This window comes from Calidithermus terrae (assembly GCF_003574345.1).
Taxonomy (GTDB): Bacteria; Deinococcota; Deinococci; order Deinococcales; family Thermaceae; genus Calidithermus; species Calidithermus chliarophilus.
Genome location: NZ_QXDL01000425.1, coordinates 1 through 1,299, shown reverse-complemented (window position 1 = coordinate 1,299; position 1,299 = coordinate 1). Strand labels below are relative to the sequence as shown.

Here is a 1,299-nt window from a genome sequence, read left to right as displayed (position 1 = left end):
CCACGGCGAACTTGGGCTGGGCCGCCCCCCGGCCGGCCCAGCCCAAGTTCGCCGTGGTGCTCGACCCCGGGCACGGCGGGCGCGACCCCGGGGCGGTGAGCCCCTGCACGGGCGTGACCGAGAAGCTCATCACCCTCGACGTCTCCCAGCGGGCGCGGCGTTACCTCGAGGCCCAGGGCGTCCAGGTGGTCCTCACCCGCTCCGGCGACACCTACCCCACCCTCGACGAGCGCGCCCAGATGGCCGACAGCAAGAAGAACCTCTTCATCTCGGTGCACGTCAACTCCACGGCGGGCTGCCCCGGGCGGGCGCAGGGGATCGAGACCTACTACTTCGGGGAGCTGCTCAACCCCAGCCTGCTCGAGCAGGTCGTGCGCGAGAACGGCGGGGGCGCGGTGGGCCAGCAGCTCACCCGCGTCGCGCGCGACGCGGCCCAGCGGGCGGCGGGGGACATCCTCGCCCAGCTCAACCTCCGCTGGTCGCGCGAGCTGGCCTACACCGTGCACAACAAGCTCATCCAGGCCACCGGCGCGGTCAACCGGGGGGTGCAGCAGGCCCCCTTCTACGTCATCCGCAACGCCCGCATCCCGGCCATCCTGGTCGAGCTCGGCTTCGCCAACCACGCCAGCGAGGGCCGCCGCCTGGCCGACCCCGCCTACCGCGACACCCTGGCCCGCGCCATGAGCCAGGCCGTGACCCGCTTCCTGGGCGTGGACACGGTCGCCCAGCGCTGAGCCGGCCGGGCCGGGACGATTGTCCCGCTTCGGGGCGTGGAAAATGGCTCAGCCCCCCTCGAGGAGGGTTTTCCGCCATGAACTCACGCCGATTCACCCTCTACGCCTGGCTGACCCTGGCCTTCACCCTCGCGGTGATCGTGTGGGGCGACGTGGTGCAGGCCACAGGCTCCGGCGACGGCTGCGGGGCCCACTGGCCCACCTGCAACGGCGAGCCGATCCCGACGAGCCCGAGCGTGGCCACCTTCATCGAGTTCTTCCACCGCCTCACCAGCGGGCTCTCCCTGCTGCTGACCCTGGGCCTGCTGGCGTGGTCGCGGCGGGCTTTCCCCCCCGGCCACCTGGTGCACCTGGGGGCGGGGGCGGCCATGGGGTTCATGGTCATCGAGAGCCTGGTGGGGGCCGCGCTGGTGCTCTTCCGCCTCGTCGGCACCGACGCCAGCGTTGCGCGGGCGGTCATCGCCCCCGTCCACCTCATCAACACCCTCTTCCTGGTGGGCTCCTTGGCCCTCACCGCCTGGTGGTCCACGCGCCCCCAGGTGCCCGTGCTGCGCGGGCAGGGGGT

General features: G+C 72.7%; 2 protein-coding genes. Both read left to right on the top strand.

The genetic code is table 11. The features are described from left to right. A partial coding sequence (locus tag Mterra_RS21340; protein ID WP_147373050.1) for an N-acetylmuramoyl-L-alanine amidase family protein occupies positions 1-734 on the top strand: 734 nt, incomplete at its 5' end. 77 nt (positions 735-811) lie between these two features. Beyond that, positions 812-1,299 (top strand): COX15/CtaA family protein (locus Mterra_RS21335; protein WP_176582572.1); only part of this gene is annotated, 488 nt, incomplete at its 3' end.